General features: G+C 70.7%; 25 protein-coding genes. 7 read left to right on the plus strand and 18 right to left on the minus strand.

The features are described from left to right. Positions 1-19: 19 nt before the first annotated feature. The 3 genes from rocD to ABZS97_RS11800 form a co-directional block, all read right to left on the minus strand. On the minus strand, positions 20-1,246 hold the full coding sequence (gene rocD, locus ABZS97_RS11790; protein WP_356136376.1) for an ornithine--oxo-acid transaminase: 1,227 nt from the start codon (positions 1,244-1,246) through the stop codon (positions 20-22). Then, positions 1,243-2,064 carry a dimethylargininase gene (gene ddaH / locus ABZS97_RS11795; RefSeq protein ID WP_356136377.1) on the minus strand — a complete coding sequence of 274 codons (822 nt, stop codon included), beginning with the start codon at positions 2,062-2,064 and terminating at the stop codon, positions 1,243-1,245. The genes rocD and ddaH overlap by 4 nt, the downstream gene beginning before the upstream one ends. A 123-nt stretch (positions 2,065-2,187) precedes the next feature. After that, complete coding sequence (locus ABZS97_RS11800) at positions 2,188-2,691, minus strand: Lrp/AsnC family transcriptional regulator (protein ID WP_356136379.1); 504 nt, start codon at positions 2,689-2,691, stop codon at positions 2,188-2,190. Between the two features lie 77 nt (positions 2,692-2,768). On the opposite strand from ABZS97_RS11800, the gene ABZS97_RS11805 reads away from it, so the two are divergent. From ABZS97_RS11805 to ABZS97_RS11820, 4 genes are read left to right on the plus strand one after another with little or no spacing between them, the layout of a single operon-like run. Next, positions 2,769-3,524 carry a LytTR family DNA-binding domain-containing protein gene (locus tag ABZS97_RS11805; protein WP_356136381.1) on the plus strand — a complete coding sequence of 252 codons (756 nt, stop codon included), beginning with the start codon at positions 2,769-2,771 and terminating at the stop codon, positions 3,522-3,524. Positions 3,525-3,537: 13 nt separating this feature from the next. Next, a complete protein-coding gene (locus ABZS97_RS11810) occupies positions 3,538-3,903 on the plus strand; it encodes a hypothetical protein (RefSeq protein ID WP_356136383.1) in 366 nt (121 codons plus the stop codon). Positions 3,904-3,908: 5 nt separating this feature from the next. Beyond that, positions 3,909-5,657 (plus strand): cation acetate symporter, encoded by a 1,749-nt coding sequence (locus ABZS97_RS11815; protein ID WP_356136385.1) that lies wholly within the window; start codon positions 3,909-3,911, stop codon positions 5,655-5,657. Next, a complete protein-coding gene (locus ABZS97_RS11820) occupies positions 5,654-6,865 on the plus strand; it encodes a histidine kinase (protein ID WP_356136387.1) in 1,212 nt (403 codons plus the stop codon). Before ABZS97_RS11815 ends, ABZS97_RS11820 begins: the two co-directional genes overlap by 4 nt. Positions 6,866-6,876: 11 nt before the next feature. On the opposite strand, the gene ABZS97_RS11825 is transcribed toward ABZS97_RS11820, so the two are convergent. The 7 genes from ABZS97_RS11825 to ABZS97_RS11855 form a co-directional block, all read right to left on the minus strand. Continuing rightward, complete coding sequence (locus ABZS97_RS11825) at positions 6,877-7,047, minus strand: hypothetical protein (RefSeq protein WP_356136389.1); 171 nt, start codon at positions 7,045-7,047, stop codon at positions 6,877-6,879. A 93-nt stretch (positions 7,048-7,140) separates the two neighbouring features. Then, positions 7,141-9,084 (minus strand): serine/threonine-protein kinase, encoded by a 1,944-nt coding sequence (locus ABZS97_RS11830; protein WP_356136391.1) that lies wholly within the window; start codon positions 9,082-9,084, stop codon positions 7,141-7,143. 37 nt (positions 9,085-9,121) lie between these two features. Beyond that, a complete protein-coding gene (locus ABZS97_RS11835) occupies positions 9,122-10,558 on the minus strand; it encodes a DUF6777 domain-containing protein (RefSeq protein ID WP_356136393.1) in 1,437 nt (478 codons plus the stop codon). Between the two features lie 221 nt (positions 10,559-10,779). Next, the gene (locus ABZS97_RS11840) at positions 10,780-11,733 is read right to left on the minus strand and encodes a cytochrome c oxidase assembly protein (RefSeq protein WP_356136395.1); all 954 of its coding nucleotides are present in this window, start codon (positions 11,731-11,733) and stop codon (positions 10,780-10,782) included. A 104-nt stretch (positions 11,734-11,837) separates the two neighbouring features. Continuing rightward, the gene (locus ABZS97_RS11845; RefSeq protein ID WP_356136397.1) at positions 11,838-12,863 is read right to left on the minus strand and encodes a 6-phosphofructokinase; all 1,026 of its coding nucleotides are present in this window, start codon (positions 12,861-12,863) and stop codon (positions 11,838-11,840) included. A gap of 256 nt (positions 12,864-13,119) precedes the next feature. Next, positions 13,120-13,848 carry a glutamine amidotransferase gene (locus ABZS97_RS11850; RefSeq protein WP_356136399.1) on the minus strand — a complete coding sequence of 243 codons (729 nt, stop codon included), beginning with the start codon at positions 13,846-13,848 and terminating at the stop codon, positions 13,120-13,122. 28 nt (positions 13,849-13,876) lie between these two features. Then, the gene (locus ABZS97_RS11855) at positions 13,877-15,115 is read right to left on the minus strand and encodes a MurT ligase domain-containing protein (RefSeq protein WP_356136401.1); all 1,239 of its coding nucleotides are present in this window, start codon (positions 15,113-15,115) and stop codon (positions 13,877-13,879) included. 153 nt (positions 15,116-15,268) lie between these two features. Between ABZS97_RS11855 and def the strand changes: the two genes are divergently transcribed. Next, a complete protein-coding gene (gene def, locus ABZS97_RS11860) occupies positions 15,269-15,808 on the plus strand; it encodes a peptide deformylase (protein ID WP_356136403.1) in 540 nt (179 codons plus the stop codon). Between the two features lie 80 nt (positions 15,809-15,888). Here def and ABZS97_RS11865 read toward each other — a convergent pair whose 3' ends face one another. Continuing rightward, positions 15,889-16,533 (minus strand): TetR family transcriptional regulator, encoded by a 645-nt coding sequence (locus tag ABZS97_RS11865; RefSeq protein WP_356136405.1) that lies wholly within the window; start codon positions 16,531-16,533, stop codon positions 15,889-15,891. Between the two features lie 169 nt (positions 16,534-16,702). On the opposite strand from ABZS97_RS11865, the gene ABZS97_RS11870 reads away from it, so the two are divergent. Next, on the plus strand, positions 16,703-17,932 hold the full coding sequence (locus ABZS97_RS11870; RefSeq protein ID WP_356136407.1) for an acyl-CoA dehydrogenase family protein: 1,230 nt from the start codon (positions 16,703-16,705) through the stop codon (positions 17,930-17,932). On the opposite strand, the gene ABZS97_RS11875 is transcribed toward ABZS97_RS11870, so the two are convergent. Genes ABZS97_RS11875 through ABZS97_RS11885 form a run of 3 tightly spaced genes read right to left on the minus strand, consistent with a single transcriptional unit; the run spans position 17,929 to position 20,733 of the window. After that, complete coding sequence (locus ABZS97_RS11875) at positions 17,929-18,450, minus strand: cupin domain-containing protein (RefSeq protein ID WP_356136409.1); 522 nt, start codon at positions 18,448-18,450, stop codon at positions 17,929-17,931. The two genes, ABZS97_RS11870 and ABZS97_RS11875, sit on opposite strands and share 4 nt — an antisense overlap. Positions 18,451-18,457: 7 nt before the next feature. Beyond that, positions 18,458-19,672, minus strand: coding sequence for a cytochrome P450 (locus tag ABZS97_RS11880; protein ID WP_356136411.1), 1,215 nt, complete (start codon positions 19,670-19,672; stop codon positions 18,458-18,460). After that, complete coding sequence (locus ABZS97_RS11885) at positions 19,669-20,733, minus strand: type III polyketide synthase (protein ID WP_356136413.1); 1,065 nt, start codon at positions 20,731-20,733, stop codon at positions 19,669-19,671. Before ABZS97_RS11885 ends, ABZS97_RS11880 begins: the two co-directional genes overlap by 4 nt. A gap of 184 nt (positions 20,734-20,917) precedes the next feature. Between ABZS97_RS11885 and ABZS97_RS11890 the strand changes: the two genes are divergently transcribed. Beyond that, positions 20,918-21,592, plus strand: coding sequence for a transcriptional regulator (locus tag ABZS97_RS11890; protein WP_356136415.1), 675 nt, complete (start codon positions 20,918-20,920; stop codon positions 21,590-21,592). 7 nt (positions 21,593-21,599) lie between these two features. On the opposite strand, the gene ABZS97_RS11895 is transcribed toward ABZS97_RS11890, so the two are convergent. The 4 genes from ABZS97_RS11895 to ABZS97_RS11910 all read right to left on the minus strand — a co-directional run bounded on the left by ABZS97_RS11895 (position 21,600) and on the right by ABZS97_RS11910 (position 25,332). Continuing rightward, the gene (locus ABZS97_RS11895; RefSeq protein ID WP_356136417.1) at positions 21,600-21,836 is read right to left on the minus strand and encodes a DUF6213 family protein; all 237 of its coding nucleotides are present in this window, start codon (positions 21,834-21,836) and stop codon (positions 21,600-21,602) included. Positions 21,837-21,861: 25 nt separating this feature from the next. Then, complete coding sequence (locus tag ABZS97_RS11900; RefSeq protein WP_356136419.1) at positions 21,862-23,247, minus strand: NADP-dependent succinic semialdehyde dehydrogenase; 1,386 nt, start codon at positions 23,245-23,247, stop codon at positions 21,862-21,864. A gap of 76 nt (positions 23,248-23,323) precedes the next feature. Further along, positions 23,324-23,797, minus strand: coding sequence for an NUDIX domain-containing protein (locus tag ABZS97_RS11905; RefSeq protein WP_356136421.1), 474 nt, complete (start codon positions 23,795-23,797; stop codon positions 23,324-23,326). Further along, positions 23,794-25,332, minus strand: a complete 1,539-nt coding sequence (locus ABZS97_RS11910) for an ATP-dependent DNA ligase (RefSeq protein WP_356136423.1) — start codon at positions 25,330-25,332, stop codon at positions 23,794-23,796. The genes ABZS97_RS11905 and ABZS97_RS11910 overlap by 4 nt, the downstream gene beginning before the upstream one ends. Positions 25,333-25,338 lie beyond the last annotated feature (6 nt).

Here is a 25,338-nt window from a genome sequence, read left to right on the forward strand (position 1 = left end):
TGTGGTCTCTTGGCCGGTATCAGACCCCTTGCGTCAGAACCTTCTCCAGTGCCCCAAGAGCTGACTGGAGTTCCTCGCCCGTGATCGTCAGTGGAGGGGCCAGCCGGATCGTCGAACCGTGGGTGTCCTTGACCAGAATTCCCTCCCGCATGAGGCCTTCGCTGATCTCGCGCCCGGTGCCGATGGCGGGGTCGATGTCGACGCCCGCCCACAGGCCGCGCGAGCGGAATCCGACGACGCCCCTGCCGACGAGCGACTTCAGTCCGCCCCGCAGAACCACGCCCAACTCGGCTGCCCTGCGCTGGAATTCACCGGTCTCCAGCAGCTCCACGACGGCCGAGCCGACCGCCGCGGCCAGCGGGTTGCCGCCGAACGTCGACCCGTGCTCGCCGGGCCGCAGCACTCCGAGCACCTCGCGGCGCGCGACCACCGCGGAGACCGGGACGATGCCGCCGCCGAGCGCCTTGCCGAGGAGCACCATGTCGGGGACGACCCCCTCGTGTTCGACGGCGAGGGTGTTGCCCGTGCGGCCCAGACCCGACTGGATCTCGTCCGCGATGAACAGACAGCCGGCGCGCCGGGTCAGTTCGCGGACGCCGGTCAGGTAGCCGTCGTCCGGGATGACGACGCCCGCCTCGCCCTGGATGGGCTCGATCAGCACTGCCGCGGTCGTCTCGTCGACGGCTGCCTCCAGCGCGGCGAGGTCGTTGTACGGGACGATCCGGAAGCCCGGGGTGAACGGGCCGAAGCCGGCCCGGGCGGTCTCGTCGGTGGAGAAGCTGACGATGGTGGTCGTGCGGCCGTGGAAGTTGTCGGCGGCCACCACGATGGTCGCCCGGTCGTGTGCGACGCCCTTGACCTCGTACGCCCACTTGCGGGCCACCTTGACCGCGGACTCCACCGCCTCGGCGCCGGTGTTCATCGGCAGCACCATCTCCTGGCCCGTCAACGCGGCCAGGGACTCGGCGAACTGGGCGAGGCGGTCGTTGTGGAAGGCGCGCGACGTCAGCGTCAGCCGGTCGAGCTGGCGGTGCGCGGCCTCGATCAACGCGGGGTTGCGGTGACCGAAGTTGAGGGCCGAGTAGCCCGCCAGCATGTCGAGGTAGCGGCGGCCCTCGACGTCCTCCACCCAGCTGCCCTCGGCGCTTGCGACGACCACTGGCAGCGGGTGGTAGTTGTGCGCGAGGACCGGCTCCTCGGCGCTGATCAGGTCGGCGGACGTACGCGTACGGGCGGGAGCGGTCATGAACGGATCTCCTGAGTGCAGCACTTGATGCCTCCGCCGGCCTTGTGGAACTCCGACAGGTCGACGGGGACGGGGACGTAACCGTGGTGGTCGAGCTGATCGGCGAGCGCCTCGGCCCGCGGGGAGATGAAGACGTGGCGGCCGTCGGAGACGGAGTTGAGGCCGAACGTCAGTGCGTCCTCGCGGGTGGCGAGCACCGCGGCGGGAAAGAGCCGGGCGAGGACTTCGCGGCTGCCGGGGGAGAACGCCTCCGGGTAGTACGCGATGTTCGCTCCGGGCCCGTCGTCGAGGACGAACAAGGCGGTGTCCAGGTGGTAGAAGCGCGGGTCCACCAGCCGGAGGGTGATCACCGGGACGCCGAAGAACTCCTGCACCTCGCGGTGCGCCTCGGGCGTCGTACGAAATCCGGTGCCCGCCAGGAGGTAGCGGCCGGCGGGGATCAGGTCGCCCTCGCCCTCGCACACCGACTCGGGGCGGTACACGTCGTAACCGGCCGACTTGAACCAGGTCTCGTACACGGCGGACTCGGGCCGCCGTTGGGGCGCGTGGAAGAAGGAGCCGAAGACGCGGCCCGCCAGGACGAGCGCGGAGTTCGCCGCGAACACCATGTCCGGGAGGTCGGGGACCGGCTCCACGGCGTCGACGGTGTGGCCATGGGCGCGATAGGCGCCGATCAGGGCCTGCCACTGGTCGTGGGCCAGATCGACGTCGACCGTCGTGTCGGGATGCATCCAGGGATTGATCGCGTACTGCACGGCGAAGTGTCTGGGTTCGCAGACAAGGAAGCGCCGGGGGCGCGGCACACGGCTGTCGGGCACAGAGAGGGTCCTCCGCTTCCTGCGGTGTCGACGGGGGGTGCCTCCAAGGTAGGAAACGGGAGATACCGGCGACAAGTGAAGAAAGCTGCGCGCATACGCAGTATTGCTGCGTGGTCTGCCGTGTCAGCGCACGTTTCCTGCGTCGTACGGGGCCGGCCGGGTCGCGCCCGCCTCCGGAGCCTCCGGCAGCAGATGGGACAGCACCATGTAGCTGATCGTCTTCCGGATGAACGGCTCGGTACGGATCCGTTCGAGCACCTCCTCGAAATGCCCCACATCCGTGGCGCGCACATGGAGCAGCGCGTCCGCACCGCCGGTCACGGTCATCGCCGCGGTGATCTCCGGATGGTTGCGGACCACCTCCGCGAGCCGCCGGGGCGGGGCCGCGCCCTCGCAGTACACCTCCACGTACGCCTCGGTGCGCCAGCCGAGCGCCGCGGGCTTCACGGTGGCCGTGAACCCGGTGATCACGCCTGTCTCGCGCAGCCGGTCCACCCGGCGCTTGACCGCGGTCGCCGACAGGCCGATCGCCGCGCCGATCTCGGAGAAGCTCGTCCTGGCATTGGCCATCAGGGCCGTGATGATCTTGCGGTCGAGCTCGTCGAACATCGCGGGCTTGCTGCTCATGGCGGCACTGTATCCAGCGACGACGTCCACGCCCCGCACATGTCCAGGCGCCCGAATTCCTCTTACACTCCACGTTCATGCTGCGCGCGCTCGCCGTCGACGACGAACAACCCTCCCTGGAGGAACTCCTGTACCTGCTGAACGCCGATCCCCGGGTCGGCATCGCCGAGGGCGCGAGCGACGCGACCGAGGCGCTGCGCCGCATCAACCGGGCACTGGAGTCCGGCCCCGACGGGCCCGAGGCGATCGACGTGGTCTTCCTCGACATCCACATGCCCGGGCTCGACGGACTCGACCTCGCCCGGCTGCTCACCGGGTTCGCCAAACCGCCCCTCGTCGTGTTCGTCACCGCCCACGAGGGCTTCGCCGTCCAGGCCTTCGATCTCAAGGCCGTCGACTACGTCCTCAAGCCCGTCCGCCGCGAACGCCTCGCCGAAGCCGTCCGCCGGGTCGCCCAACTGATGGACGCCGCCCCGCCGATACCCGTGCACGAACCCGACCCCGACCACATATCCGTCGAACTCGGCGGCGTCACCCGCTTCGTGGCCGTCGAGGACATCACCCACGCCGAGGCGCACGGCGACTACGCCCGGCTGCACACCGCCCAGGGCAGTCACCTCGTCCGTATCCCGCTGTCCACCCTCGAAGAGCGCTGGCGCTCACGCGGCTTCGTCCGCATCCACCGGCGCCACCTCGTCGCCCTGCGCCACGTGGACGAACTCCGCCTGGACGCGGGCACGGTGAGCGTCCTCGTCGACACGGTCGAACTCCAGGTCAGCCGTCGGCACGCCCGCGAACTGCGGGACCTGCTGATGCGCCGGACCGCGAACTGAGGAGAGGGCCGACATGCCGCACGATCCCGTCGAACGCCGCGTCGTCGTCACCGGAGTGCCCCGCCGCACCCGCCGGACGTCCGGCTACTACCGCCCCCGCACCGAGATCGACGAACAGACCACCCTCGGCCACACCTACGTCCGCTCCCTGATGCACAGTCAACTCAGGGTGGCGCTCGTGGTGTTCGCGGTCCTTGTGCTGCTCGTGGGACCGCTGCCCCTGGTGTTCGCCGCGATGCCCGACAGCGCGAGCCTGGAGTGGGCCGTGCTCGGCTTCGGCCTGTACGCGCCGCTGGTACTGCTCGCCCGCTGGTTCGTGCGCCGCGCCGAACGCAACGAACGGGACTTCGTCCGACTCGTCGAGGACCAGGACCGCTGAGCCAGGTGAACGAGAACTACGCCGTCCCCGCGGTCGCCCTCGTGGTCGTGGCGACCGTCCTGGTCGGCGCGTTCGGCCTGCGCATCTCCCGGACCACCTCCGACTTCTACGTCGCCTCGCGCACCGTCGGCCCCCGCCTCAACGCGGCCGCGATCAGCGGGGAGTACCTCTCCGCCGCATCCTTCCTCGGCATCGCCGGCCTCGTGCTCGTCCAGGGCCCCGACATGCTCTGGTACCCCGTCGGCTACACGGCCGGCTATCTCGTCCTGCTGCTGTTCGTCGCCGCCCCACTGCGCCGCTCCGGCGCGTACACGCTGCCCGACTTCGCCGAGGCACGGCTCGGCTCGCAGGCGGTGCGCCGCCTCGCCGGCGCCTTCGTCGTCGGGGTCGGCTGGCTGTACCTGCTGCCCCAACTCCAGGGCGCCGGCCTGACGTTGGCGGTGCTGACCGACGCGCCCGACTGGTTCGGCGGGGTCCTCGTCGCGGTCGTCGTGGTCGCGACCGTCGCCGCCGGCGGCATGCGCAGCATCACCTTCGTCCAGGCCTTCCAGTACTGGCTCAAACTGACAGCCCTGCTGGTCCCCGCACTCTTCCTCGTCCTCGCCTGGCAGGCCCACGGAGCACCCCGCCCCGCCTTCGACGAACCGACGACCTTCCGTGAACAACGCGTCGTCAAGGTCGACGACAGCCTCGACCTCAAGCTGAGTCGCCCCCTCGACATCACGGTGACCGGCACCATCGACCACCGCCGCCACGACGGCGAACGCGTCCGCCTGCCCGCCGGCGTCCACCACATCACCCACGGCACCCAACTGACCTTCGCCCGGGGCACCCCCGTCCCCGCCGCCGACCGCGGCACCAACGGCGGCATGTCGACCTCGCTCGCCGCGGGACGGCAGGAACGCCCGCTGTACGCCACCTACGGCCTGATCCTCGCCACCTTCCTCGGCACCATGGGCCTGCCCCATGTGGTCGTCCGCTTCTACACCAGCCCGCACGGCGTCGCCGCCCGCCGCACCACGGTCGCCGTACTCGGCCTGATCGGCGCCTTCTACCTCCTCCCGCCCGTCTACGGCGCCCTCGGCAGGCTCTACGCCCCCGAACTCGCCCTCACCGGCAACGCGGACGCCGCCGTCCTGCTGCTGCCCGACCGTCTGATCGGGGGAGTCGGCGCGGACCTGCTCGGCGCGCTGGTGGCGGGCGGGGCCTTCGCCGCGTTCCTGTCGACCGCGTCCGGACTGACCATGGCGGTGGCGGGCGTCCTCACCCAGGACGTGCTGCCCTCCCGCGGCGTACGGCACTTCAGGCTGGGCACGGTGCTCGCCATGGCCGTCCCGCTCATGGCGAGCGTGCTGGTGGGCGGGCTGCCGGTCGCCGACGCCGTGGGACTCGCCTTCGCCGTCTCCGCCTCGTCCTTCTGCCCGCTGCTCGTCCTCGGCATCTGGTGGCGGCGGCTGACCCCGCCGGGCGCGGCCGCCGGGATGCTGATCGGCGGCGGCTCCGCGCTGGTCGCCGTCGGCGCGACCATGGCGGGCTACCCCGGCTCGGGTGCCCTGCACGCGCTGCTCGCCTGGCCCGCGCTGTGGTCGGTGCCGCTCGGGTTCGTCACGATGACGCTGGTGTCGCTCGCCACGGCGGGCCGGGTACCGGCCGGCACGGCGGCGATCCTCGCCCGGTTCCACCTGCCGGAGGAACTCACCGACGGCCAGATGCGCGCGGCCGTGCACGCGAAGGAGCGGGAGGCCCAGGCATGAGCGGATTCCTGGCGGGCCTCTGCGTGGCCGTACTCCCGCTGCTCGCGGCCGGATTCTGGCTGGGCCGGCGCACCGCGCGCCCCGAAAGCCTCGGCGGCCTCGGCACCCCCGTCGAGCACGCCACCTTCCAGACCCTGCACACCGCCTCCCTCGCTGCGCCCCCGCTGCGCGCGGGCCTCACCGGCGAAACGGCCGGCAGGTCAGCCCGGCGGCTGCGCACCCTGCTCGGCACGGACGCGCTCTGCCTCACCGACCAGGAGACCGTCCTCGTCTGGGACGGGGTGGGCGAGCACCATCGCACCGAGATCATGGAGCGGCTCGCCGGTCCGCTGGAGACCGGCCGCGGCGAGGCCTTCCGGCTCAGCTGCGACGCCCCCGACTGCCCGCTGCGCTGGGCCGTCGTCGCCCCCCTCACCGTCGACGACCGGGTGCACGGAGCGCTCGTCGCCTGCGCGCCCCGCGAGTCGGCGGTCCTGGTCCGGGCCGCGGGCGAGGTGGCCCGCTGGGTGAGCGTCCAACTGGAACTGGCCGACCTCGACCAGTCCCGCACCCGCCTGATCGAGGCCGAGATCAGAGCCCTGCGCGCCCAGATATCCCCGCACTTCATCTTCAACTCGCTCGCGGTGATCGCCTCGTTCGTCCGCACCGACCCCGAGCGCGCCCGCGAACTGCTCCTCGAATTCGCCGACTTCACCCGCTACTCGTTCCGCCGGCACGGCGACTTCACCACCCTCGCCGACGAACTCCACGCCATCGACCACTACTTGGCCCTCGTTCGCGCCCGCTTCGGCGACCGCCTCTCGGTCACCCTGCAGATCGCCCCCGAGGTGCTGCCGGTCGCCCTGCCCTTCCTCTGCCTCCAGCCGCTGGTGGAGAACGCCGTGAAGCACGGCCTCGAAGGCAAGACGGACAAGAGCCACATCAGCATCACCGCGCAGGACACCGGAGCCGAGGCCCTGGTCGTCATCGAGGACAACGGCACCGGCATGGACCCCGACCGGCTGCGCCGCATCCTGGCCGGGGAGGTCGGCGTATCGGACGGCATCGGACTGTCGAACGTCGACGACCGGCTGCGCCAGGTGTACGGCGACGACTACGGCCTCGTCATCGAGACCGCGCTCGGCGCGGGCATGAAGATCACGGCGCGGCTGCCGAAGTACCAGCCGGGCGTGCACTCGGCGGCGCGCCTGCCGAGGGAGCGTGAGTGAACGTCACTGCATCATGTGCTGCGTGACGCCACCATCCCGAGTGTGATCAGACCGAGCACGACCCAGCCGAACCACAGCCAGCCGTTGCTGCCGAGCGCCACCGTGTAGGCGGTCACCGCTACCAGGGCGCTGACGGTGAGCACCCCCATCGTCTTCGTCGATCCGGGCGTGGAACCGGGCATCGCGAAACCCTCCTCCAGGCGGGTCCGCGACGCGGGCCATGGCCTTGGGGCCATTTTCGCCCGGCGGGGCCGCGTTCGCCAGGGGTGGGCGGATCATCCACTGGGGGCGGCACAGACGACCAGGTAGTACCCGTCGGCCCACACGTTCTTGCTCAACAGGCCATGGGGCCCGGACGGGACGTCCTGCGCGCACTGGGCGTCCGCCGCATCCTGGGCGTTGCCGTCGCCGGAGACGGGGCCGTCGAGGTAGGTGAAGTCGACCACCTGATCCTGGTGGGGCTTGTCGCAGGAGACCAGCTCGTAGCCCCGGTGCGTGCGCGCATCCCCGTCCACCGGGTTGACACAGTCGCCCTTCTGGATCTGGGCCGCGCTGTTGAAGACCATCCCGTACGCACGGAAGCCGTCCAGCGGCCCGAACACGTGGTTCGCCTTCCCGACCAGCAGACATGCGACCTCGCCGCCGGTGGCCTTGAAGCCCGGCCCGGTCGGGACGACGGCGAGACTGCGCACGTTTCCACCGAGCTTGCCCGCGGTGCCACGCGTCAGCCCCTCGCACCGGGTCGGACCCTGGGACCGGGCCAGTTCGACCGAGGAAGCCTTGTACAGCGCCATTACCTGCCCGATGTTCTGCTTGCAGCCGGTATCCACCTCCAGGTGCGAGCTGCTGGTCACGTGCTCGGGCGTGTCGTCGGGTGAGGAGACGCAGTCGCGCACCTTGAGCGGTTCGGCGAGGCCGACCGAATGCCCGTAAGGCAGCACGACCTGGTGCCCCATCGCGTACCAGTAACCTCCGCCGGCCAGGCCCAGCGCGAGGAGCGCCGAGGAGAGGGTGAGCAGGAGACGGGGGCGCTTGCGGCGGCGTCGGCCCGAGGGTCCCGGCCACGGCGTGCCGGGCGGTGGTGTCCCGTATCCCAGGGGCGGACCGAAGCCCGGGGGAGTCGGGGTCCATGCGGCGGGCGTATCCGAACCGAGGGCCGTCGGGGTGTACGGCGCCGCTGCGCCGATGTCCTGGGCCGACGGGTCGTAGAACACGCGACCGCTGGAGTCGAGGGCGGTCGGGGTGTACGGGGCCGGGGTCGCTCCGCCCTGGCCCCGGGAGCCGTCAGAGGTGGCGAGCCCGGCCCAGGGCGGCTGTGAGCCCGTGTCGAAGGGGGTCGGCGGGCGGAGCTCCGGCGTGATGATCCGGGCCAGGGCCGCCGCCGCGTCCTCGGCGGAGAGCCGATGGGCGGGGTCCTTGACCAGGAGCGCCTCGACCAGCGGCCCCAGGGCGCCGGCCCGCTGCGCCGGCCGCGGGTCCTCCAGCACCACCGCGGTGATGGCGGCGAGGTCCGTCTCACGGTCGAAGGGGCCGACACCCTCCACGAGGTAGTAGAGGGTGCAGCCCAGCGAGAACAGATCGGCCGCGGCGGTCGGCGGGCCGCCCGTCGCCCGCTCCGGGGCGAGATAGCCGGGCGTTCCCACCAGGGCGGACGTACGTGTCCAGCGCGTCTCCAGGGAGTCCGGCTGGACGGAGATGCCGTAGTCGGCGAGCAGGATCCGGGCCCCCGGGGTGCCCGTGCGGTCCGGCGCCAGCAGGATGTTCGCGGGCTTGACGTCCCGGTGCATGATGCCGTGCTCATGGCCTGCGGTCAGGGCGTCCAGGACCGCCAGACCGATCCGGGCGCACTCGTACGGAGCCAGCGGCCCGCGGCGGGGGAGCGCGGCGCGCAGATCCTCCGCGCCCGCCACGTACTCCATCACGATCCACGGCAGTCCCTCGTCCTCCAGGACGTCGTGGACGGTCACCACGTGCGGGTGACTGCGCAGCACCGCCGCGTGCCGGGCCTCGGCCCGGGCACGGGCGATCCGACCCTCGTGCTCCTCCGGCCCCTCCGCGGGGTTGCGGAACCTGATCTCCTTCAGCGCCACGTCGCAGTCGAGACGCTGGTCGTGGGCGAGCCAGACATGGCCCATCCCGCCGGAGCCGATCCGGTCGAGCAGCAGGTACCGGCCGGCGATGATCCGGCCCACTCCCGACTGCGGTGATCCTGGTGCCATCCGGTGTGCTCCCGGGTTCTGCGTGGAATCGGTACGGTCAGGCCGTGCTCACGGAGGACTCACCCGAGGTGGGCTCGCCCGGCGCGGTGTCGCTGATGCCGGGTTCGGCCGAAACGACCTCGCTCGACGTCGGCGATTCGCTGAGGGTCGGCTCAGGGGAGGTCGCTTCGCTCGCGCTCGCTGAGATGTTGTCTGTCGGCAGCCCGCCGGTGCCGCCGTCGTCGGAGCCGCCCGTGGACGACCCGCCTGTTGTCGGGCTTGTGGGGTCAACCGTTGTCGGGCTGGTTGTCGGGCTTGTGGGGTCAACCGTTGTCGGGCTGGTCGTCGGGCTTGTGGGGTCGACAGTTGTCGGGCTGGTCGTCGGGCTTGTGGGCCCGGCAGTCGTGGGGCCGGTCGTCGACTCCGTCGGTGTTGGGGACTGGGACGCCACGAGCAGCGTCACCGACTCCCCCCAGGTCCGGTCAGTGCCCTCGGGCGGGTTGCTGCCCGTGACGATCGCGTCGTCGGCGGGCTGCTCACCTTCGTACGCCGGGGTCAGCCCCTCCGCGGCCAGCGCGTTGGCGGCGTCGGCGTACCGCTGCTGCGTCACGGCCGGCACGGTCCGCGGGGCGTCCTTCTGGAAGGTCTCGTCCTCGGTGTCCATGCCGGCGTCGCGGGCGATCACCGTGTCGGGGTTCTGGACGTCGATGAGCTGGAGCCGGTCGACCTTGGCGTCCCCCGGCGGTGCCTGGACGACCATCGCGTCGTGCGGCTTGTAGCTCTTCCACTTCTTGTTGCCGTGCTCGAACTTCACGGAGATCTTGTCGGCGCTGTGGGTGAAGGGGCGCAGCGGATTACCGCAGGAGCACTTCACGGCGGGAAGTCCCTGCTGGTCGACCAGAATCGCGATCCCTGCCTGGAGCAAGGAGTCGTAGGAGACGGACTTTCCGCCCTTGAAGTCGTGATTCTGCACGAGAGTGTCGTGGCGCAGAACCACGGGTGTGAGCTTGTCGATGTATTTACCGATCTGGTCCTGACGTATATCCAGGACCTTCGCCCATTCCCGCGCTTTCGCGGAGTTGCCGGGGTCGGTGAGGAATTTCCTGAGCTTCGTCACGAGGCACGTGCCGGGCTTCGTGGACCCGCCGAACACACCCGTCGAGTCGTCGTCCTCTCCGTTGCCCTGCCCGTTGCCGTCGCCGCTTGATCCGTCGACCGGCTGCTCCTCTGTGCCGCCGTACAGTCCAGGCAGGTTGCTCGCCTGCACCCCGCTGGGAGTGTCGGGCTGCAGACCGGTCACGTCCTTGCCGAGCCCCTTGCTCTCGTCGAAAAAAGGAGCGAGCGACGAAACGTTGGCCGCGACAGCTCGTACGGCGAACATCTGATCGGATGTGCAGCCGTTGATACCGGCGATCACCAGCGCGAAAATCGCCAGCAGAGCGGTCCTACGGGCTATGGATATCCCAGCCCTTTGCATTCCTGAGCGCATTGTCATGACCGCTCCCCCTGCGGTTCCCCCGTGGCCCCCGCGGATCGAATCGGAGCGATAGATCGGATCGAAGGATCAGATCGAACGCGGGGCTTTCCACTTCATGCTACTGAGCGGAAACGCCTTACCGTCAAGGGCGGTTACCGTATTGTCGATGAAGCCGATGTGACCTTTTGGGGACAAGGGGAAAGCGTGCAGGGGGAGGGGCGGGAGGAAACGGAGTTCCCTCAGTTCCCGCGTGCGTTCAGTGAGGCCAGATAGGCGTTGTACTCCGCCAGCTCCTGATCCCCGTCGCGATCCGCCGCCCGGTCCTTGCGGCGGGCCTGCCGCTGCTCGGAGCCGTACCACTGGAACAGCAGTGCGAGGAGCACGAGGACGGACGGGATCTCACTGAAGGCCCAGGCGATGCCGCCCGCCGCGGTCTGGTCGGAGAGCGCGTCGATGGCGAGCGAGGCGGGCGGGTTCTTGTACGTCTCGACCATCGGCTGGGACGCCATCATCAACGCGATGCCGAAGAACGCGTGGAAGGGCATGCCGGCGAACAGCTCCAGCATCCGCATCAGGTAGCCGGGCCGGTTCGGACCGGGGTCGACGCCCATGATCGGCCAGAAGAAGACCAGGCCGACGGCGAGGAAGTGGCACATCATCGCGATGTGCCCGGCCTTCGAGCCCATCAGGAAGTCGAAGATCGGCGAGAAGTAGAGCGCGTAGAGGCTCGCGATGAACAGCGGGATCGTGAACGCGGGATGCGTGATGATCCGCATGTAGCGGCTGTGCAGGAACAGCAGCAGCAGTTCCCGGGGGCCCTTCTTGCCTCGCGTCGCGGAGACCGGCAGGGCGCGCAGCGCCAGCGTGATCGGCGCCCCGAGCAGGATCAGGATCGGCGACAGCATGCTGATCACCATGTGCTGCACCATGTGCACGCTGAACATGACCATGCCGTAGTCGTTGAGTCTGGTGCACATGACGAGCATCACGGTCAGTACGCCCACGACGAAGGACGCCGTCCGGCCCACGGACCACTTGTCGCCGCGTCGTGCGAGCCGGACCACTCCGTAGCCGTACAGGCCGAGGCCCACCAGGCAGGCGACGAGGAAGAACGGGTCCGCGGACCACTCGAGCCCCCGCCCCAGCGTGAACGGCGGCAGATCCATGGTCATGCCGTGCTCGCCGTGATCCATCCGCCGGCTCCTGATTCGTACTGGTTGTGCGCTGTCTGTCCGCACCAGAGTAGAACCGCCCCCGGCCGCTGCTGCGACCGGGGGCGGCTTCACTCGTATCGGTGCTACAGCACGCACTCCGCCTCGGCGTACCGGTCCTCGGGGACCGTCTTCAGCGTCTCGACGGCCTCGGCGAGCGGGACCATCACGATGTCGGTGCCGCGCAGCGCGGTCATGTGGCCGAACTCGCCGCGGTGCACGGCCTCCACGGCGTGCCAGCCGAAGCGGGTGGCGAGGACGCGGTCGTACGCGGTGGGGGTGCCGCCGCGCTGGACGTGCCCGAGGATGACCGGGCGGGCCTCCTTGCCGAGGCGGTGCTCCAGCTCCAGGGAGAGCTGGCGGGCGATGCCCGCGAACCGCTCGTGGCCGTAGACGTCCTTGCCGCCCTCGTCGAACTCCATCGTGCCCGCGCGGGGCTTGGCGCCCTCGGCGGCCACGACGATGGCGAACCGCTTGCCCGCCGCGAAGCGCTCGCCGACCTTGGCGGCCAGCTCCTCGATGTCGAAGGGGCGTTCCGGTACGACGATGGCGTGCGCGCCGGCCGCCATGCCGGAGTGCAGCGCGATCCAGCCGGTGTGGCGGCCCATGACCTCCACGATCAGCACGCGCTGGTGGGACTCGGCCGTCGTCTTCAGCCGGTCCAGGGCCTCGGTCGCGACGCCGACGGCCGTGTCGAAGCCGAACGTCACATCCGTGACCGCGATGTCGTTGTCGATGGTCTTGGGCACGCCGACGATCGGCAGACCGCCGTCGGACAGCAGCCGGGCCGCCTTCAGCGTGCCTTCGCCGCCGATCGGGATGACCGCGTCCAGACCGAGTTCCTCAAGATGGCCCTTGGCCCGCTCCACGCCGTCCCGCAGATGCTCGGGCCGGACCCGGGAGGAGCCGAGGATGGTGCCGCCGCGAGCCAGGATGCCGCTCACCGCGTCGAGGTCGAGCTTGAGGTAGTCGCACTCCAGAAGGCCCTTCCAGCCGTCACGGAAGCCGATGACCTCGTCACCGTGATCGACGACGGCGCGGTGTACGACGGACCGGATGACGGCGTTCAGACCGGGGCAGTCGCCGCCTGAGGTGAGGACACCAATACGCATAGCCCGAAATACCTTCTCAACGTGGGCCGGGGACCGGACCACGCTGTCCGGCGGAATCCCGGTCACCCTACCGGCGGGATGGGGTGGTGCCGTAGCAGGCGTCCGCCTGGTGGACTCGGCCGCACAAGTGAGCGGAGAGTCCGTCAAGCGGGCCCGGTGACCACCGTGCCGCAAGCGCCTCGGGCGCGCTTGAGGTATCCCTCGAGCGCGCCTCGTGGAGACCCGGTCCGGCCCGCCCCGCGCAGCGCTGCGACCCCTACGCGGGCTGCGTCGCCGCCGCGATGCGCTCGTTGCGCAGCGCCTCGTACCAGCGGTCGTCGATCGGCGGCAGCGCGTTCACGTCGAGCGCCAGCTTCAGCAGCAGGTCCGCGATCAGCGGATTGCGGGCGAGCACGGGACCGTGCATGTACGTACCGAAGACGGTGTCGTTGTACGCGCCCTCCGTGCCGTCCCCCGTGCCGTTGCCGTTGCCCAGCTTCACCTTGGCGAAGGGGCGCGCGGTGGGGCCGAGGTGCGTGACGCCCTGGTGGTTCTCGAAGCCCGTCAGCGGAGGCAGGCCGAGGCGCGGGTCGATGTCGCCCAGTACGTCGCCGACGCAGCGCTCGCCCTCGCCGCGCACGGAGACCACGTCGAGCAGGCCGAGGCCCGGCTCGCGCTGGCCGAGGTCGTTGATGAACTCGTGGCCGAGGATCTGGTATCCGGCGCAGACCGAGAAGACGATCGCTCCGTTGCCGACCGCGCGGTGCAGACCGCCGTCGCGGCGCAGCCGCTCGGCCGCGAGCCGCTGCGGCCGGTCCTCACCGCCGCCGATCAGGTAGATGTCACCGGAGGTGGGGATCGGCTGGTCGCTGCGCACGTCGAGACGGGCCACGTCGAGACCGCGCTGGCGGGCCCGGCGCTCGACCACGAGGGCGTTGCCCTGGTCGCCGTAGGTGCTCAGCAGGTCCGGGTAGATCCACACCAGGCGCAGGCTGTTGTCGCTCATTCTCTTCGTCCTCACTGGATTGCGCGGATCAGTTGCCGACACGACGCCTCAGGTCCTGGAAAGCGGTGTAGTTGGCGATGACCTCGATGCGTCCCGGCGGTGCCATCTGCACGGCCTGTTCGAGGTTCTCGCAGACCTGGAAGTGCTGGTTCGCGACCTCCAGGCGCACGGCGAGGTCGAGCTTGCGGTCGCCGAGGACGAAGATCGGATGCCCGGTGAGCCGGGTGTAGTCGACGTCCCACAGCCAGGAGGTGTCGGTGCCGTCCGCGCCGCGCGCGTTCACCGACAGGATGACCGGGGTCGGCGGCGGGTCGATCAGCGAGAACGTCTCCAGCCAGCCGGCCGGGTTCTTCGCGAGCAGCAGACGCAGGTCGCGCTGCATGAACTGCACCACGTCGTAGCGTCCGGCCACGGCCTGTACCTGGTACATGCGCTCCAGGGCGACCTGCGGCGGTACGCCGAAGACGGCGGCGACGGCGGCCGACGACGCCGCGTTCGCCTTGTTGGCGCGTCCCGGCAGCTGCAGGTGGATGGGCCAGGCGGAGCCGTGCGGGTCCAGGACGTGGTCACCGGACAGGGCCCAGGTGGGCGTCGGGCGGCGGAAACCGCAGTCGCCGCAGAACCAGTCGTCGCCGGGGCGCTGCATCACACCGCCGCAGGACGGGCAGGACCAGGCGTCGTCCTTCCACATCTGTCCGGCGGCCACCCACATGACGTTGGGCGAGGAGGACGCGGCCCACACGACCAGCGGGTCGTCGGCGTTGGCGACCACGACGGCCTTGGAACCGGCCAGGCCCTCGCGCCAGTGCTCGGCCATCATCCGCGTCTCGGCGGCCCGGTCGAGCTGGTCGCGGGAGAGGTTGAGCAGCGCGATGCACTTGGGGTCGGTGTCGCGCGCGACACCGGAGAGGTACTTCTCGTCGACCTCGATCACCGCGAACCTGGCGTCCGAGCCGCCGGCCAGTGCCGAGGTGATACCGGCGGGCATGTTGGCGCCCAGCGCGTTCGACACGACCGGCCCGGCGGCGCGCAGTGCCTCCGCGATCAGCCGGGTCGTCGTGGTCTTGCCGTTGGTCGCCGACACCAGGATCACGTCCAGGTGCGTGGCGAGCCTGGCCAGCAGGTCGGGGTCGAGCTTGAGTGCCACCCGGCCGCCGATCACCGATCCGCTGCCGCGTCCGGCGGCGCGCGAGACGGCCGCTGCCGCCTTGCCCGCCGTCACGGCCAGCTTGGCCCGCGGCGTCAGCGGGTCCGAGTTGCCTGACATCGTTCTCGATCCTCCTTGCGTACGCGCCGCGCCCCTGCCCCCGGCACCGTGTGGGCCTCAGCCTATCGAGATCCACTCACGTGCCCGAATCGCGGCACCTCCACGGTGCCCGCGCGCTCGTCGCGCGTCATTGAGGACCGTACCCTTGCCGCCATGCGACACAGCTCCATCCCGGGCGCCCGAGGGCGCGTCCGGCCCCTGACCCTGCTCGGCGACCCCGCGCTGCACACGGAGTGTGCGGACGTCACCGACTTCGGTCCCGAACTCGCCCGCCTCGTCGAGGACATGTTCGCCACGATGTACGCCGCCGAGGGCGTCGGCCTCGCCGCGAACCAAGTCGGCGAGCCGCTGCGGGTCTTCGTGTACGACTGCCCGGACGACGAGGACGTCCGCCACGTAGGGCATGTGGTGAACCCACGCCTTGTCGAGGCGGACGGTGTGGTCCTGCGCGGTCCCGAGGGGTGTCTGTCCCTGCCGGGGCTGGAGGCGGGGACGGAACGGTACGACCACGCGGTCGTCGAGGGGTTCACGGCGACCGGCGAGCCGGTGACCGTGCACGGCACGGGGTGGTTCGCCCGGTGTCTTCAGCACGAGTGCGATCATCTCGCCGGGGGCGTTTACGTGGATCGCCTCACGGGGTGGCGCAAGAGGCGTGTTCTGCGGAAGGCCGCGCGGGCGCCGTGGGGGCGGTGAGTCGCCTGGCGGCTGCGGGTTGATTGTGGCTGGTCGCGCTGTTCCCCGCGCCCCTTTGGGGCGCTTGCCATAGGGGCGGCTCAGAACCCGGGCCCGCCGACCTTGTCCCCTGCCGCGGCGAGTCGTCCCCACAGCAGGTCCGCCAGGCTGCGCACCAACTCGGCCCGCGTGCAAGGGCGTTCGCCGAGCCACCAGTCGCCGGCTGCGTGCATCATGCCGACGATGCCGTGGCCCCAGACCCGGGCGAGCTGCTGGCTGCCGGGGCCGAGGTCGACGCGCTCCTCGATGACCTCGGCGAGTTCCTCGCCCATGCGGCGAAGCAGGGGAGCGGAGTGCTTGCCGACGTCGAAGCCGGGGTCGCCGGGCTGGCCGCCCTCCGCCGGATGCATCAGGAAGCGGTACACCTGCGGGCGGGCCTCGATGGCCGCCAGATAGGTGTCGAGCGTCGCCTCGACCCGCTCCCTGCGCTCGGCCGGGGCGTCCAGTGCGGCCCGCAGCGCTCCGAGGAGGGCGTCGGTGTGCCGCGTGGCGAGAGCGGCGTAGAGTCCGCCCTTGTCGCCGAAGTGCCGGTAGAGGATCGGCTTGGTGATGCCCGCCTCGGCTGCGATGGCGTTCATCGAGGCCTGGGGGCCGTCGCGGAGCACCACGCGGTCGGCGGCCTCCAGCAGTTCACGCCGGCGGCGGTCGGCGGACCTCTGCTGGTCGGTCCGCTGTGTGGTGTCCATGATCTCTCCCCACCCGTGCTGATTCGGTGACGCCTGCGCAAACTAACACTTGGGGCCCCGTTCGTATCGAACGGGCTACCGAGTGAGACGCAGGAGTTGACTTTTACTACCGGCCAGTAACAGACTCCAGTTACCGCAAGTAACAGGCGAACGCAGCGCTGGAGGGGACATGGCCGAGTTCACCATGGAGCTCAACGACGAACAGAAGGAGGTCCGGGACTGGCTGCACGGCTTCGCCGCCGATGTGATCCGCCCTGCGGCCGCCGAATGGGACGAGCGTGAAGAGACGCCGTGGCCGGTCATCCAGGAGGCCGCGAAGGTCGGCATCTACTCCCTGGACTTCTACGCCCAGCAGTACTTCGACCCCACGGGCCTCGGCATACCCATGGCCATGGAGGAGCTCTTCTGGGGTGACGCGGGCATCGCCCTCTCCATCGTCGGCACCGGCCTCGCCGCCGTGGGCGTCCTCGCCAACGGCACCGAGGAGCAGATCGGCACCTGGATCCCCCAGATGTACGGCGATGCCAACGATGTCAAGGTCGCCGCCTTCTGCTCCTCCGAGCCCGACGCCGGCTCCGACGTGGCCTCCATGCGCACCCGCGCGGTCTACGACGAGGCCAAGGACGAGTGGGTGCTCAACGGCACCAAGACCTGGGCGACCAACGGCGGCATCGCCAACGTGCACGTCGTCGTCGCGGTCGTGGACGCGGAGCTGGGTTCCAAGGGCCACGCCTCCTTCATCGTCCCGCCGAACACGCCGGGTCTGTCCCAGGGGCAGAAGTTCAAGAAGCACGGCATCCGCGCCTCGCACACCGCCGAGGTCGTCCTGGAGAATGTCCGCATCCCCGGCTCCTGCCTCCTCGGCGGCAAGGAGAAGCTGGACGCCCGGCTCGCCCGTGCCCGGGAGAGGGCCAGGGCGGGCGGCGGCGAGCGCGTGAAGAACGCAGCGATGGCCACCTTCGAGGCGTCCCGCCCCGCCGTCGGCGCCATGGCGGTCGGCACGGCCCGGGCGGCGTACGAGGAGGCCCTGGAGTACGCGAAGACGCGTGAGCAGTTCGGGCGCCCGATCATCGACAACCAGGGCATCGCCTTCCAGCTCGCCGACATGAGGACCTCGATCGACGCGGCCCGCCTCCTGGTGTGGCGCGCCTCCTGGATGGCGATCAACGGCAAGCCGTTCACCGCGGCCGAGGGCTCCATGTCGAAGCTCTTCGCCAGCGAGACCGCCAAGAAGGTCACCGCCCAGGCGATCCAGATCCTCGGCGGCAACGGCTACACCCGCGAGTACCCGGTGGAGCGCATGCACAGGGATGCGGCTATTTATACGATCTTCGAAGGCACCAGCGAGATCCAGCGCCTGGTGATCGCCCGGACGCTGGCGGGCATGCCGATCCGCTAGCGATGGCGCAGCGGCGTCAGCTGCTCGATGTCGTAGCGCGAGCGCAGCTCCTCGATCGCCGCGTGGTCGGGCGGGCCGCCGGCCGACAGGATGTCGAGCAGCTCCTCGAAGTAGTGCTCGTGGTCGGGCGGCGGTGACGCCTGGAAGAACATCTTCGCCGGTACGTCGGTGGGGTTGGCGAAGGCGTGCGGGCACCCCGGCGGCACCACGATGACCGTGCCGGGGGTCGCCCGCACCACGCGGTTGCCCGACGAGGACTCCCAGCGACGCCAGCTGTCGGGGGTGCGCACCCGCGGCTCGAAGGCGAGCACGTCCAGCTCGCCTTCGAGGACGTAGAACAACTCCTCGCTGCGGGTGTGCACATGGGCGCCGACGTCGAAGCCGGGAGGCACGACCACCTCGAAGCTGGACGCGCTGCGCGAGTGTGTGCCGGTCACCTTGAACGTGACGTGCTGGGCTGCCGTCCGGACCGTGCGGCCGTGGCCCGGCGGCACCAGCAGCCCTTCCGGCGCCGTCATCGGCCGCTCACCATGTCACGGGCAGGGCCTCGGGCCCCCGGATCAACGCACCCTTCTTGAAGGGCACTTGGCCGGGTGGTACCGCGAGCCGCAGCCCGGGCACCCGGTCGAGCAGCGCGTCGACCATCAGCTCCGACTCCAGCCGGGCCAGCATCCCGCCCACGCAGTAGTGCGGCCCGAAGCCGAACGACACATGGGGGTTCGGGCCACGCGAGAAGTCGATGGTGTCGGGGTCGGGGAAGACGTCCGGGTCACGGTTGGCGGCCAGGTACGAGACGTACACGGCGTCGCCCTTGCGGATCCGCACGCCCCTGACGTCCACGTCCTCGGTGGCGATCCGTGAGAGCCCGACGGCGCTGCGGTGCGGGATGTAGCGCAGCAGCTCGTCGATCGCCTGCGGGCGCAGGGCCGGATCCGCGCGCAACTCGGCGCACAGGTCGGGGCGGGTGAGCAGGATGTAGAACATCTGCCCGCAGTTGTTGGTGACCGCCTCGCCGCCGATCTGGATGAGCACGGCGAGTCCGACGGCCTCCTCGACTGTCAGCTCGCCACGGCCCACCGCCGCACCGAGCAGCGAGGTGACGTCCTCGCCGGTGCTGCCGTGCCGGTCGCCGACGAGCTTCGCGAAGTACGCGCCCATCTCGTCCTTGGCCCGCTCGCTCACTTCGGCGCCGTGCGTGGAGGACAGGATCAGCTGCGTCCATCTGTGCATGGCCTGTCGGTCGGCGGCCGGGACGCCCATCAGCTCACAGATGACGGCGATCGGGAAGGGGCTCAGGATCGCCGCTGTCAGGTCGGCGGGCGGGCCCTCCCGGAGCAGCTCGCCGACCAGTTCGTCCAGCATCCGCCGGGCGTTCTCGCGCACCCGCTCCACCCCGCGCGCCGTGAAGGCGGCCGCCACCGAGCGGCGCAGCCGCGTGTGGTCCGGGGGATCGGCGAAGCCGACCGCGCCGGCCGCCGGGATGAAGTGCGGGGCGAGGCGGGTGACCTGCCGCTCCATGACCGCCGCCCGGCTGAAGCGGGCGTCGTTGGCCACGAACCTGACGTCGTCGTGGCGTGTCACCAGCCAGGCCCAGCCCTCGCCGTTGGGCAGCCGGATCCGGGTGACCGGACCCTCGCGCATCAGCTCGGACAGCACCGGGTCGAAGTCGACACCGCTCAGGTCGAGGGCGGGCCAGTCACGGACCGGGGGAAGGATCTCGGTCAGGGTCTCGTCGGTCATGCCGTCTCTTCGCTTGCGCAGTTCCAGCGGCCCAGGGCCATTTCCGCGGTGATGCCGGGCCCGAACCCGGCGAGCAGTCCGCGCGCGGCGTGCTCGGCGCCGCCCTCGTCGAACAGCCGGCGCAGCGCGTCCAGGACGACGGCGCTCGCGATGTTGCCGTACTCGGTGAGCGTGGCCCGGCTGAACCGGAAGGCCTCCGGCGGGACCTGAAGGAACTTGCTGAGGTCGTCCAGGATCCGCGGGCCGCCGGCGTGGATGATGTAGAAGTCCAGGTCGGAGGCGTTCCAGCCGTGCTGCCTGGCGAGCGCCTGGAGGGCCGGCGCGAGGGGTTCCATGGTGGTCGGCACCCGCTTGTCCAGCAGGAAGTGGAATCCGGTGGCCCGGACGTCGTACATGATCCAGTCCTCGGTCTTGGGGATCAGGTAGGAGCCGTTGCGCTCCAGGCTGATGCCGGTGCCGCCCTTGCCGCGGACGACGGCGGCGGCGATGCCGTCCCCGAACAGGCCGTTGCACAGCAGCGAGCCGACGCCGAGATCGGTCGGCTGGTAGCACAGCGAGCAGAACTCGCAGGCCACGATGAGGGCGTTGGCCTCGGGGTAGGCCGTGCAGAAGTCATGGGCCCGGTTGATCGCGGCGCCGCCCGCGGCGCAGCCCAACTGGGCTATGGGTATCTGCCGGGTGTCGCTGGCGAAGTCCATCGCGTTGATCAGCCACGCCGTCAGCGAGGGCATCATGAACCCGGTGCACGACACGTAGAGGATCACGTCGATGTCGGTGGTGAGCAGCTCGGCGTCGTCCAGCGCCCGCTGGACGACCGCGGGGACGCGGGCCTTCGCCTCGTTCTCGTAGACCTTGTTGCGTTCCTCGAAGCCCGGATGCCTCAGCGTCTCCTCGATGGGCTGCACGATGTGCCGGGTGCGGACGCCGGTGTTCTCGATCAGGCGGAGGGCCAACGGCAGTTGGGGGTGGTCCGGATGACGGGAGCGCGCCAGCTCAAGCGTCTCCTCCATCGTGATCACATGTTCCGGAACGGAGACCGCGGGTCTGCACAGAGTCGCCATGGAGCGCGCCTACTTTCGCCTTCCGGGGAACCTCTCGTCCCCCGGGCGGAAAGGGAGGGTGGTCCACCCACGATCACCCGGCGGCGCGGGGATATCGCGTCGGACTACTCCAGACCGGGGAACCCCCACAGAACATGGCAACCTGGTCGAACGAGGCCGGGACAGCCGAACCGAAGGAGTCGCGATGACGCGGACGGCCAGGGAACTGCTCGACGACACCACCGGGAAACTCGCTCCGGACCCCCATGCCAACCGGCTCCTGCCGCTGATCGCCCGGGGCGCCGCGCAGCGCTCCACGCTCACCGCCCTCGGACTGGAGCAGCACCATGTGATCGCCGCGGACCTGCGGGCCTTCCGCCATCTGGCCGAGCGGTCGGCGGCGGAGCCCGAGTGCGCGGCCTTCTTCACGCTGCTCGCGGAGGGCGAGAGCCTGGCCCGGGAGCGGCTCGGCGCGTACGCCGCCGCCTGCGGGTCGGACGAGGCGCGGACGGCGGCCTACGAGCCACTCGCGGACTGCCAGGCCTATCCCGCCTACGTGGCGTGGCTGGCGCTGAACGGCTCACCGGCCGACGTGGTGCTCGCGCTGAGCGCCAACTTCTCGGCGTGGGGCGGCTATTGCGCGGCGATCGCCCAGGCCCTGCGCCACCACTACGGCTTCACGGACGAGGCGTGCGGGTTCTTCGACCTCTTCGCCGAGCCCGCGCCGGAACTGGAGCAGAAGGCCCAGGCCGCCGTGCAGGCGGGGCTCGACGCCGGGCGGGTCGACGAGGACGCGGTGTACCGGTACGGCCGGCTGCTGCAGAGCTACGAGTCGACGTTCTGGCACGCGCTGTGGGAGCTCGACCAGCGGACCGGCTGACGCATCGTCAGTCGGTCGTGCCGCTGCTGTGCGCGATGCAGGCGACGTCGATGCGGTCGGCGAGCTTGGCGAGTTCGATGGTGAGCGCCGCCACCGTGTCCTCGTCGAGCCCGTCCTGACCGGCCTCCACCAGATGGAGCCACCGGCCGCCCACCGTGCGCAGCAGCTTGCTCACGTCGGCAGCCGACACCTGCAACGTTCCGCGGTCGTCGACGATCAGAGGCAGGGTCACTTCGCGGTTCACAGGGGGGATCGTAGCCGCGGAACGCTCACGCTCCGTGCCATACGGTGGTGATGTTGCAGAACTCGCGGATTCCGTGTCCCGCCAGTTCACGCCCGTAACCGGACCGCTTGACCCCGCCGAAGGGGAACGCCGGGTGGGACGCCGTCATCCCGTTGACGTACACGGCGCCCGCCTCCAGATCCAGGACGAACCGGTCCACCTCGGCCTCGTCGCGCGTCCACACGTTGGAACTCAGCCCGAACGGCGAGTCGTTGGCGATCGCCACCGCCTCGTCGAGATCGGCGGCGCGGTAGAGCGTGGCGACCGGGCCGAACGCCTCCTCCCGGTGGATGCGCATGTCGGGGGTGATGTCGGCGAGGACGGTCGGCGGGTAGTACCAGCCCGGCCCGTCAGGGCGCTCGCCACCGCACAGCACCGTCGCGCCGTTCTCCACCGCGTCCTCGACGAGTTCCTCCAGGTCGTCGCGGCCCTGTTCGCTGGAGAGCGGTCCGATGTCGGTGTCCTCGTCCATCGGGTCGCCGACCTTCAGAGCCTTCATCCCGGCCGTGAAGCGCTCGGTGAAGGTGTCGAACACGTCCGTGTGCACGATGAACCGCTTGGCGGCGATGCACGACTGCCCGTTGTTCTGCACCCGTGCCGTCACCGCGGTCCGCGCGGCCCGGTCGATGTCGGCCGACGGCATCACCACGTACGGGTCGCTGCCGCCCAGCTCCAGGACCGTCTTCTTGATCGCGTCCCCGGCGACGGAGGCGACCGCCTGGCCCGCCGGTTCACTCCCGGTGAGTGTTGCCGCCTTGACGCGCTCGTCGCGCAGGATGCCCTCCACCTCGCGCGAGCCGATCAGCAGCGTCTGGAAGCAGCCCTCGGCGAAGCCCGCCCGACGGAACAGGTCCTCCAGATAGAGGGCGGTCTGCGGCACGTTCGAGGCGTGCTTCAGCAGGCCCACGTTGCCGGCCATCAGCGCGGGCGCGGCGAACCGGATCACCTGCCACAGCGGGAAGTTCCACGGCATGACCGCGAGCACCGGGCCCAGCGGACGGTAGCGCACCCGCACGTGGGCGGCCCCGGAGTCCTTGACGTCCCCGTCGTCGGGCTCCTCGTCGGCGAGCAGCTCGGCGGCGTGGTCCGCGTACCAGCGCATCGCCTTCGCGCACTTGGCGGCCTCCGCGCGGGCCTGCTTGACGGGCTTGCCCATCTCGGTCGTCATCACCCGGCCGATGTCCTGCTGGTCCTCCTCCAGCAGATCGGCGGCCCTGTGCAGCAGTCGCGCCCGTTCGGCGAAGGGGGTGGTGCGATGGGCGCGGAACGCGGACTCGGCCGCCGCGAGCCTGTGCTCGATCTCCGCGCCGCTCAGGGCCTCGTATGTCCTGAGCGTCTCGCCGTTCGCCGGGTTCACCGTCGCGATGGGCATGGCCGACCTCCTGAAGACGGGCTGTTCCTCGACCCTCCCGCGCGGCACGGGCCTGCGCAACGCGGCGGGTGTCCTGTCAGCGTGCGTCCCCCGAGTGCTCCAGCAGCCGGTCGAGAAACGCGGCCTGGGCCGTCACGATCACCTCGCGGGCCCGCTCCAGGCCGAACCACTCCACCCGGTCCAGTTCGGGGAACTCCTGTGTGCGGCCCGACTTGGGCGGCCACTCCATGGTGAAGGTGCCGGGCACCGCGGTCGCCGGGTCGAGGTCCGCCTCGATCGCCCACACCGTGACGATCTTGCGGTTGGCCTGGCGGACCTCGCCGAGCGGCAGCGCCTTCCCGTCGGGCGGTGCGAGCCCCAGCTCCTCCCGGAACTCCCGGCGCGCGGCGTCCCAGGCAGGCTCGTCGGGCTCGTACTCGCCCTTCGGAACGGACCACGCCCCGGCGTCGCGGCGCGCGAAGAACGGGCCGCCCATATGGCCCAGCAACACCTCGATGCCGTCCTCGGTGTGCCGGAACAACAGCAGGCCCGCACTGCGCTTCTCCGTCACGGCTTCACCTCCGGGTGCGCGGCGAGCAGCGTCTCGACCGTGTCGGCCTCGGCGGGCGTCTTGTCCTCGCGGTAGCGCACGACGCGGGCGAAGCGGAGGGTGACGCCGGCCGGATAGCGGGTGGACTTCTGCAGGCCGTCGTAGGCGATCTCGACGACGAGTTCGGGCCGTACGGTCACCACATGGCCGTTGTCCTCGACGGCCAGTTTCCCGAGCCGCTCGGTCTGCCAGGTCAGCATCGCGTCCGTCATCCCCTTGAACGTCTTGCCGAGCATCGCGAACGACCCGTCCTCGCTCTGCGCGCCCAGGTGCAGGTTGGACAGCTTGCCGGTGCGCCAGCCATGGCCCCACTCGGCGGCAAGCACCACCAGGTCGAGGGTGTGCACGGGCTTGACCTTCAGCCAGGAGGCACCCCGCCGCCCCGCGCTGTACGGGGCGTCGAGCGCCTTGCAGACGACGCCCTCGTGCCCGCGGGCGAGCGTGTCCACGAGGAACCTCTCCGCCTCGGCGAGGTCGTCGGGCCCCTGCACGAGCGTGCGCCGCACCCGCATCGGCTCGGGCACCAGCCGCGCCAGCTCGGCGTGCCGGGCGGTGAACGGAAGGTCGAGCAGGTCCTTGCCGTCCACGCTCAGCGCGTCGAAGAAGACGGGCGAGACGGGCACCGCGGCGGCGGCCGTGGCCACGTCCGCCCGGGAGCCGACCCGCCCGGCGGTCTCCTGGAAGGAGCGCGGCCGCCCGTCCTCGTCCAGCGCGATCACCTCACCGTCCAGGATGAAGCGCTCGCCCCTCAACTCCAGTGCGGCGGAGGTGAGTTCGGGAAGCCGGTCGGTGATGTCGTCGAGGGTGCGGGTGTGGACGCGTACGACATCGCCGTCGCGGTGCACCTGGACGCGGATGCCGTCGAGCTTCTCCTCGACCGCGCAGGGGCCGAGCTTGCCGACGGCCTCGGCGACCGACGCGGCGGTGTGCGCCAGCATCGGCAGCACCGGCCGGCCGACGGTGAGCCGGAAGGCGTCGAGCGCCTGCGGCCCCTCGGCCAGCAGCGCCTGTGCCACGGTCTGCAGTGAGCCCGCGAGCATCACCGCCCGCCGGACATCCCCGGCCGGCGCGCCGGTCGCCTCGGCCAGCCCCTCGACGGCGACCGCGTCCAGCGCGCCCTGCCGCACCTCGCCGGTGAGCAGCCCGAACAGGAAACGCTGCTCGTCCTCGGTGGCCGCCGCCATCAACTCCCCGACCAGCCGCGCCCGTTCGGCCTGCGATCCGGCGCCGGAGACAGCGCCCAGTTCGGTGAGCCGGGCGTCCACCCCGCGCACGGTCAGTGAGGGCTCCGCGGCGGGGGCCACGCGGCGGCTCAGCACCTTCCAGCCGATGCCGAGCCGCCCCTGTGGCAGGCGTCCCGCCAGATACGGGATGACGATCGGCGCGTCGTCCGCGTCGGCATCCCGGAACAGCTCGGCGAGCAGGGCGATCTTCCGGGACCGTGCCGAGGCGGCGGCGACCTCCTGGGACACATGGGCGAGCCGGGTCAGCAGCATGCAGCC

The organism is Streptomyces sp. NPDC005485, assembly GCF_040606085.1.
Taxonomy (GTDB): domain Bacteria; phylum Actinomycetota; class Actinomycetes; order Streptomycetales; family Streptomycetaceae; genus Streptomyces.